Raw genomic sequence first — 8071 nt, forward strand, 5'->3', positions numbered from 1 at the left:
ACAGATGTTATTTCTAGCCAGTTTGTAAGAGCCAACTTTACTGCAAATAAATTTTTCACTCCCCCTCATTTACTTCTCATTCTGTTCTCTTTGTGCAAAAAGTCTTGCAATGACTTATTCACAAAGAGGTTTAGAGGCGCTACGCTTTTGAGGAAAACAAAGTCGTGATTTAGCTCAGCAAACTTTCTGCAAAAATTGTCGCCATAAATGACGACCTACAGTAATTCATTACCTTGTAACTTTAAGCTTTTTCCTTGCAAACTCGCTAACTTCTCTTGGCAATTTTGATCCAAATCAACTTCTTCACGGCTCTTTTTGTAATCAGGAAAATAGCTTGATCTGGATCATATCGAACCATGCTCAGCCAGCCTATGATTAACTCATAGACATTAGGAGGCGGTTATGGACGTATTCTTTAGAGATTTTTTTAGCGACCCAGTATTATTTTTATCATTTGGTTTTTTAGGTGTTGTTATTAGTTTATGCCTTTTCTTTGTGTATTTTTTTATTAAAAAAGTACACGACGATGACACTCTTAACCAACCACATTAAGCACGACGCGCAAAGCCCCTATCAACTTGTTTGATTAGGGGCTTTTTATTACAAAAAATTTGTTACACTAACCCCTCGATTAGCTGAACAGTTACCAAAAATGCTTTCACATTTTAACCCAGCATGGTGGATGCGAAACCGTCATGTGCAAACTATCATACCGCGTTTTTTTAGGCCGTTTCATCATACACGTTACCAGTTAGCGCTACTGGATACCCCAGATGGCGACTTTTTAGAGCTTGCATGGTCATTACCAAAAAATGATTTAGCCCCGCTTGCCATTGTGCTGCATGGGCTTGAAGGCAACATCAATAGCTTTTACGCCAAAGGCATGATGAAAGCGTTAAAAAAGCAAGGCTATCAAGTGGTGCTTATGCACTTTCGCAATTGTTCAACACAAGCTAATAAATTACCTCGCGCTTATCACAGCGGCGAAACAGGCGACCTTGATTTTTTTGTTAAGCATCTAAAGCAACAGTTTCCAAATCGTGCGATGGTTGCGGTCGGCTTTTCATTAGGGGGGAATGTACTGGCTAAGTATGTTGGTGAACAAGGTGATGACTGTTTACTTGATGGCGCAGCCATTGTATCTGCCCCTTATGATTTATCACCATCGTGCCAAGTTATTCGTAAAAGCTTAGGCAAAATTTACCAAAAATATTTACTCGATCGCATGAAAAAGTCAATGCGCCGTAAATTACCGCAAATTAAGCAACAAATCGACTTAACCCCCGAGCAGTTAATGAAGATTGATGACTTATGGCAGTTTGATAATAAGCTCACAGCCCCTTTACATGGTTTTGACGGTGCAGAGGATTATTACCAACAAGCCAGCGCCAAACCCTATTTAAAACACATTGCGACCCCAACCTTGGTTGTCCATGCTAAAGATGACCCGATGCTGTCGATAAAAGCAGTTCCGAGTAGGCAAGATGTGAGCGAGCATGTTACGCTGCGCATCTCTGAAAAAGGCGGCCACGTCGGCTTTATATCAGGTAACAACCCGTTTAAACCTATTTATTGGTTAGAGCAAATCGTGCCAGAGTATTTTAATCAGCTAGTTAATAAAGAGCAGTTATGATCATTCCACACCAGCAACTCGATAAAGATACACTGTATAACTTAATTGAAAGTTACGTTTTACGCGAAGGCACCGATTACGGTGAGCAAGAGTTCAGTATTGAAAGTAAAGTGGCGCAAGTTCACCAGCAATTAAACAATGGCGATGCAATGGTTTTTTTCTCTGAGCTGCACGAATCGGTCACCATTATCTCGAAGAACGAATTCAAAGCCATGCAAAGTGAAGAGCAACATTTGCAACAATAGCTATAGATTAAAGCTTAATTGTTGCTTTAACTTACTTGCTTGACGACGAGATATTTCAACTTGTGCACCATTACGGAGCTTTGCCAATAGCCCATAATTTATAGTTTCTTCAAGTTCCATTATCGCGTCTAGTCGTATTATGTCACTGCGACTAGCGCGTAAAAAGTAATCTGGGTTTAAGCGAGCTTCGATTTTAGTTAAAGAGCTATGAATATAGGCCTTCCCGAAAGCAGTATAAATCGCTGCATGATTACCAATACTTTCAAACCTTAAAATATCTGCCAACTGGATAATTTTCATGTTCTCAGCAAATTTAACCATCAATTTAAAGTTATCTTCTAAATAACTAACAGGGCGCCGTGTCAGTTGCCCTTCCAGCTTTGCTAAGGTGCCTTCTAAACGCTCTTTTACAATAGGCTTTAATAAATAATCAACGGCATTAAGACTAAAGGCATCTACAGCAAACTCGTTATAGGCTGTGCAAAATATTATATTCGTCTCACCAGCTAGCTGCTCTGCAAGTTCAATACCTGTGCCGCCCGGCATTTCAATATCAAGAAAAACAACATCAGGCTTATGCTTTTTTATTAATTCATAAGCATGGCTAATATTTTCTGCCTCATCGATTATATCTATGTGTTTATAGGGTTTTAATAACCGAGCTAACTCATTTCGAGCAAGTAGCTCATCATCGACTATTAATGCTGTTATGGTCGGCTTATTATGTTGCATAGGGTACCTCCAAAGTTGCATTAAACTGTCCGCTCTGTTTTTTAATGAGCAACTTACCTTGTTGCGCAAACATCAGCTCAAGTCTTGATTGAATGTTCTGTAATCCCAATTTGGTGCCGGATTTAAGTTTCGTTTCATCAAAAGGGTTACTCACTGTAATCGTGACTTTTTCCCCTGTTCTCACTACATCTACTTTTATTTCTCCACCCTCTACTAAATGGGCAATGCCGTGCTTTGTGGCGTTTTCGATTAAAGTTAATAAAGCCATACTCGGTAATACGACTTTTTTTAACGCGTCATCACACTGCATTGTGACTAAAAGCCGTTTACCAAACCGTACTTTTTCAATCGCCAAATAATGTTCGCATACCGTCCACTCTTGTTCAAAATTGACGTGGGTTTGTAAGTCTGTGGTTAGGTTATATCTAAATAGCTCAGAAAGCTGGGTAACAATATCAGCGGCTTTATCTTGATCTTGGTAAATCATGCCACGAATTGAGTTTAAGGTATTGAATAAAAAATGAGGATTGATTTGATTTTTAAGGTTTTCAAGTTGCTGCTCTTTCAGCTGACTCATAATACGTTTTTTTTCTCTTCGCGATACTACCGCTAAGTAACAACCACTCCATATTAAACTCATTACTAACGCATTAAAAAAGCTTGAGAACACTCCGGTAAACTGTTGCTCATTTAAATCTACCGTTGCTTCTCCATACATCTGTATGCTCATAGCTGAAACACCCTCAGGTAAAATGAAAGGCGTAAAATAAACTACATTCAGAGTCTGTATTAATGCTAACGGAATAGAGAATGCACTTAGCAAAAAAATATTGAGTCGTGCTATTTTTAACTTACCACACAGTCGGTTACCTAAGGTGTAAAGGATAAAATGGGTCAATAACACAAATACAGATGCATGCGAGATAGTCCTTAAAAACAAATTAGCATGGTGCTCTGATGCTGTATTTAATATCGCAACTCCTAAGCTATAGTTTATAAGCACAATACAAGTAAAAACCAACAACTGGCAAAACCAATAACTTCGCATGGGTACACTCCTTTGATAATACTCAGTATTGTACCCAAGACCGATTAAGTTACTACTCAAAATTTTGATACTACAGTAAAAAACAGTGATTGATTATCGCCAACACTTAGGTAACCCGCGCTAAATAAGGCATATTTTGCTTTCGTTGTTTCCAGTGCGAACTTATAACCAGTCTCACTTTTTAACGCATCGCGATGCTCTAGAGCCGTATTCAGCACAAAATCCTTATAAAAATTATATTTGCCACCCACACGAGTTATATCAAATGTTTGAGAGCCAACGCGATTATTAATATCGAGTTGCTGCTTCATTAATGCACTTTCAATATAAAAATGTGCTTTGTCTGAATATGCCCAATTAACCCCTAAGGTGATTTCGGTTTGAGTTAAATTAGATTTGCCACCCTCTTCATTTATTTGATGCTGCAAGCGCCCATAAAGATCAACCTTTCCATTGAGCTGGTCTTCTGAAAGTTCGCCTAATGAAGCTTGGTAATTAATACCAACACCTTTACCATCAAACACGTCTTTAATTTTGGCTGTTTGAAAGTCAACAGAAAAACCCTCATGGAATTGAAGCACTGAATCGGTTTCATCTATTTCATTGGCGTAACCGAATGATGAAAAACCCAATAATAATGTTGCTAAGATTGGTTTAAAAGATAGTTTGCACTGCTTATTGTTGATAGTAAATTGCATAGTGATGTCCCTTAAATTGCAGTACGCCTTAGATGCATACTGAGTCTTTGTTGACCAGAACTATAACGATTACACTTGATACCGAAGGGCAATAAGTGATTAATGGCTAAAAAAGAGGATAAACGGATAGTAGGCAGGACGAATCGATTGTTGTTACAATCATTAGCATTATTATAATAAAACAGGTTAGAACATGAAATTACGTTTAGCACTTAGCGCCATCGCACTCACCGTTGCAGGGGCACAAGCAACGCAAATTACCCCTTCAGATAAAGCTGTCAAACTCACGCAAGATACCATTTTAATCGATACCCATATTGATGTTCCTTACCGTATTCATGCAAAGTGGGCTGATGTAACCAAGGCCACTGATGGCGGTGACTTTGACTACCCTCGCGCGGTTGAAGGAGGTTTGAATGCCCCATTTATGTCGATTTATATTCCTGCTCATTTAGAGTTTGAAGGCAAAGGCAAAAGCTATCAATTGGCCAACCAGTTAATTGATGGCATGGAAGCGATTGCACAGCGCGCCCCTGATAAGTTTGCTATTGCTGACTCTACAAGTGATATAAAACAACAGTTTAAAGATAAGAAAATATCAATCGCAATGGGCATGGAGAACGGCTCGCCCATTGAAGGTGACATGAAAAACCTGAAGCACTTTTTTGATCGTGGTGTACGCTATATCACGCTAGCTCACTCTCAAAGCAATCATATATCTGACTCATCGTATGATATTCGCCGTAAATGGAAAGGCTTAAGCCCGTTTGGTAAAGAGCTGATAAAAGAGATGAATAACATCGGCATGTTGATTGATGTATCGCATATTTCTGATGATGCGTTTTACCAAGTAATGGCGCTGTCGAAAACTCCTGTTATTGCATCACATTCATCATTGCGAAAGTACACACCTGGTTTTGAGCGCAATATGGATGACAAGATGTTATTAGCGCTTAAAGAAAACGGCGGTGTTATTCAGATAAACTTTGGTTCAAGCTTTGTTACCTCAAGCTCACGTAATTGGTACGATCAATTAAATGACAAAAAAGACGCCGCGAAAAAGCAAGGTACTAAGTTAAGCAAAGATTTTGATGCGATGTACCGTGCTAAAAACCCATTCCCATTTGCCAGCCTTGAGCAAGTACTTGATCATATTGATCACGTTGTTGAGTTAATTGGCATCGATTATGTAGGCATTGGCTCTGATTATGATGGTGTAGGTGACTCGCTGCCTATCGGCTTAAAAGATGTTTCTACTTATCCGAACCTTGTACAGGGTTTGATGGATAGAGGCTACAGCGATAGTGATATTAAAAAGATTTTAAGCGGTAATACGCTTCGCGTTTGGAAAAAAGCGGAGCAATACGCACAGCAACATTAATTCATAAGCCCTAGTTAATTAGGGCTTTGCTTTGGTGAAAGCGATTGAATCAGCGTTTTCACCACAACTTCCTTAGGCTCTGCTCGTACTTTTTGGATTCTACAACCAGCCAATAAATAAAATAAACAACCACCTAATCATAAACTTCCCTTTGTTTATAGTCGAGTTTTATAAACGACGACTCATTCTATTCATGGTGATATGACCAGAAAAGTTCATATTAGAAACCGTAAAATAACAACTAATATAGCTATACTCATATAGCGCACAGTTAAAACATGTTAGTTGTTGGGTATGCTTACGATAAAAACACATAGTGGTATTACTATAAACTACCAAGACACAGGTAATAAAACTGCTCCTGTTATTATTTTAATTATGGGTCTAGGTGCGCAGCTCACGGTATGGCCTGATGAATTATACTTAGGTCTGGTAGCTAAAGGTTTTAGAGTAATCCGTTTTGACAACCGCGATGCCGGACTTTCAAGCCAACTAGAGCAGTTTGGTAGCCCTAACCTATTCAAAATCTGGCTAAGTAAACGTTTACCTATTAAAACCCATATTCCATATACGTTAGATGATATGGCAAATGATGTATTAGAATTAATGGCCGCCTTAAAAATCAAAAAAGCACATTTAGTTGGGGCATCAATGGGAGGAATGATTGCGCAATTGATTGCCGCACAGCATAAAAAGAAGGTTTTAAGTTTAACCTCTATTATGTCGAGCGCAAGTAAACCTAAGCTTTCGGCCTCTAGCTTAAAACTCTTTTTACAGCTGGCAAAGCATCGCCCTCGTCAAGCCAATCGTGATAGTGCCATACATTATAATATAAAGCTAAATCAATTAATTGGCAGTCCAGCGTATCCCCAAAATGAACAAGCTTTGCGTAAACAAGCCACATTAGGAGTTGATAGAGCACACAATCCACAAGGCTTTAACCGTCAACTCGCAGCCATTGCCGCCAGTGATTGTCGGCAGCATTTAATGCCGAAAATAAAAGCTCGCACCCTCGTTATACACGGCAGTTTAGACCCTGTCATGCCAGTAGCTGCTGGGAAGCAAACCGCAGCCCAAATCAGGAAGGCTAAATTAAAGATAGTAAACGGTATGGGCCATGACTTCCCGCCAGCATTAATGGCTAAAATGACTAAATGGATCAGCAAACATGTTAAAAAAGCGGAACAAAAGCGCGCACAGAAAAAGCTTAAGAAACGATAAATGATTGAACTTTTAATTCATATCGCAAGAAGGGTTTAATATATTTATTAAAACGCGGTAGCAAGCCACTCGCCTACTGCGTTTAAACTTTCACCGAGCAGCTCGCAAACTTTCCTCTCAAGCTTACCAACTTTTCTACAGGCATTAAAAAACCCGAGACTATGCTCGGGTTTTTTTAGTATTAATTAGCTAGGCTAACTATTACTCAACGATAGTTGCTACAAAGCACCTACGCCTAAGGTAAGAGCGCCACCTTCACATGACGTAAATCGCAGACATTAAAAAACCCGAGACTAAGCTCGGGTTTTTTTAGTATTAATTAGCTAGGCTAACTATTACTCAACGATAGTTGCTACAAAGCACCTACGCCTAAGTTAAGAGCGCCACCTTCACATGACGTAAATCGCAGGCATTAAAAAAGGCCACCGAAGTGACCTTTTTCTAACAATTAACTTAAACGTTAATTATTACTCAACGATAGTTGCTACAACACCAGCACCTACAGTACGGCCACCTTCACGGATAGCGAAACGAAGACCTTCATCCATCGCGATTGGCGCGATTAGAGTTACTGTCATCTTAACGTTATCACCAGGCATTACCATTTCTACGCCTTCTGGTAACTGTACGTCACCAGTTACGTCAGTTGTACGGAAGTAGAACTGTGGACGGTAACCTTTGAAGAAAGGAGTATGACGACCACCTTCATCTTTAGAAAGTACGTATACTTCTGAAGTGAAAGTTGTGTGTGGGTTGATTGAACCAGGCTTAGCTAGTACTTGACCACGTTCAACGTCTTCACGCTTAGTACCACGTAGAAGTGCACCAATGTTCTCACCAGCACGACCTTCGTCAAGAAGCTTACGGAACATTTCAACACCAGTACAAGTAGACTTAGTCGTCTCTTTGATACCAACGATTTCAACTTCGTCATTCACGTTGATGATACCAGCTTCAACACGGCCAGTTACAACAGTACCACGACCTTGGATTGAGAAAACGTCTTCGATAGGCATGATGAATGGCTTATCGATGTCACGCTCTGGCTCTGGAATGTAAGAATCTAGTGCTTCTGCAAGCTCAACGATCTTGTCTTCCCACTGCTTTTCGCCT

General features: G+C 39.7%; 8 protein-coding genes. 4 read left to right on the plus strand and 4 right to left on the minus strand.

All coding sequences use genetic code 11. The annotated features are described in order from the left end of the window. Nucleotides 1-652: 652 nt before the first annotated feature. The gene (locus tag ATS75_RS16335) at nt 653-1633 is read left to right on the plus strand and encodes a hydrolase (protein WP_058561484.1); all 981 of its coding nucleotides are present in this window, start codon (nt 653-655) and stop codon (nt 1631-1633) included. After that, the gene (locus ATS75_RS16340) at nt 1630-1878 is read left to right on the plus strand and encodes a YheU family protein (RefSeq protein WP_058561485.1); all 249 of its coding nucleotides are present in this window, start codon (nt 1630-1632) and stop codon (nt 1876-1878) included. The genes ATS75_RS16335 and ATS75_RS16340 overlap by 4 nt, the downstream gene beginning before the upstream one ends. Here ATS75_RS16340 and ATS75_RS16345 read toward each other — a convergent pair whose 3' ends face one another. From ATS75_RS16345 to ATS75_RS16355, 3 genes are read right to left on the minus strand one after another with little or no spacing between them, the layout of a single operon-like run. Next, a complete protein-coding gene (locus tag ATS75_RS16345; RefSeq protein ID WP_058561486.1) occupies nt 1879-2610 on the minus strand; it encodes a LytR/AlgR family response regulator transcription factor in 732 nt (243 codons plus the stop codon). Then, nucleotides 2600-3658 (minus strand): sensor histidine kinase, encoded by a 1059-nt coding sequence (locus tag ATS75_RS16350; protein WP_058561487.1) that lies wholly within the window; start codon nt 3656-3658, stop codon nt 2600-2602. The genes ATS75_RS16345 and ATS75_RS16350 overlap by 11 nt, the downstream gene beginning before the upstream one ends. Before the next feature lie 56 nt (nt 3659-3714). Then, complete coding sequence (locus tag ATS75_RS16355; RefSeq protein ID WP_058561488.1) at nt 3715-4356, minus strand: hypothetical protein; 642 nt, start codon at nt 4354-4356, stop codon at nt 3715-3717. A gap of 193 nt (nt 4357-4549) precedes the next feature. Between ATS75_RS16355 and ATS75_RS16360 the strand changes: the two genes are divergently transcribed. After that, nucleotides 4550-5737, plus strand: coding sequence for a dipeptidase (locus ATS75_RS16360; protein ID WP_058561489.1), 1188 nt, complete (start codon nt 4550-4552; stop codon nt 5735-5737). A 294-nt stretch (nt 5738-6031) separates the two neighbouring features. Beyond that, nucleotides 6032-6958: an alpha/beta fold hydrolase gene (locus ATS75_RS16365; protein ID WP_058561490.1), complete on the plus strand. Its 927-nt coding sequence runs from the start codon at nt 6032-6034 to the stop codon at nt 6956-6958. 467 nt (nt 6959-7425) lie between these two features. On the opposite strand, the gene ATS75_RS16370 is transcribed toward ATS75_RS16365, so the two are convergent. Then, nucleotides 7426-8071 (minus strand): EF-Tu/IF-2/RF-3 family GTPase (locus ATS75_RS16370; RefSeq protein WP_082665503.1); only part of this gene is annotated, 646 nt, incomplete at its 5' end.

This window comes from Pseudoalteromonas sp. H105, from assembly GCF_001469215.1.
GTDB lineage: Bacteria > Pseudomonadota > Gammaproteobacteria > Enterobacterales > Alteromonadaceae > Pseudoalteromonas.

Excerpts from the sequence above, each read along its gene's own strand:
- ATS75_RS16340 (WP_058561485.1), top strand. The coding sequence starts at position 1,630 with ATGATCATTCCACACCAGCAACTCGATAAAGATACACTGTATAACTTA.
- ATS75_RS16350 (WP_058561487.1), bottom strand. The coding sequence starts at position 3,658 with ATGCGAAGTTATTGGTTTTGCCAGTTGTTGGTTTTTACTTGTATTGTG.
- ATS75_RS16335 (WP_058561484.1), top strand. The coding sequence starts at position 653 with ATGCTTTCACATTTTAACCCAGCATGGTGGATGCGAAACCGTCATGTG.
- ATS75_RS16365 (WP_058561490.1), top strand. The coding sequence starts at position 6,032 with ATGCTTACGATAAAAACACATAGTGGTATTACTATAAACTACCAAGAC.
- ATS75_RS16345 (WP_058561486.1), bottom strand. The coding sequence starts at position 2,610 with ATGCAACATAATAAGCCGACCATAACAGCATTAATAGTCGATGATGAG.
- ATS75_RS16355 (WP_058561488.1), bottom strand. The coding sequence starts at position 4,356 with ATGCAATTTACTATCAACAATAAGCAGTGCAAACTATCTTTTAAACCA.
- ATS75_RS16360 (WP_058561489.1), top strand. The coding sequence starts at position 4,550 with ATGAAATTACGTTTAGCACTTAGCGCCATCGCACTCACCGTTGCAGGG.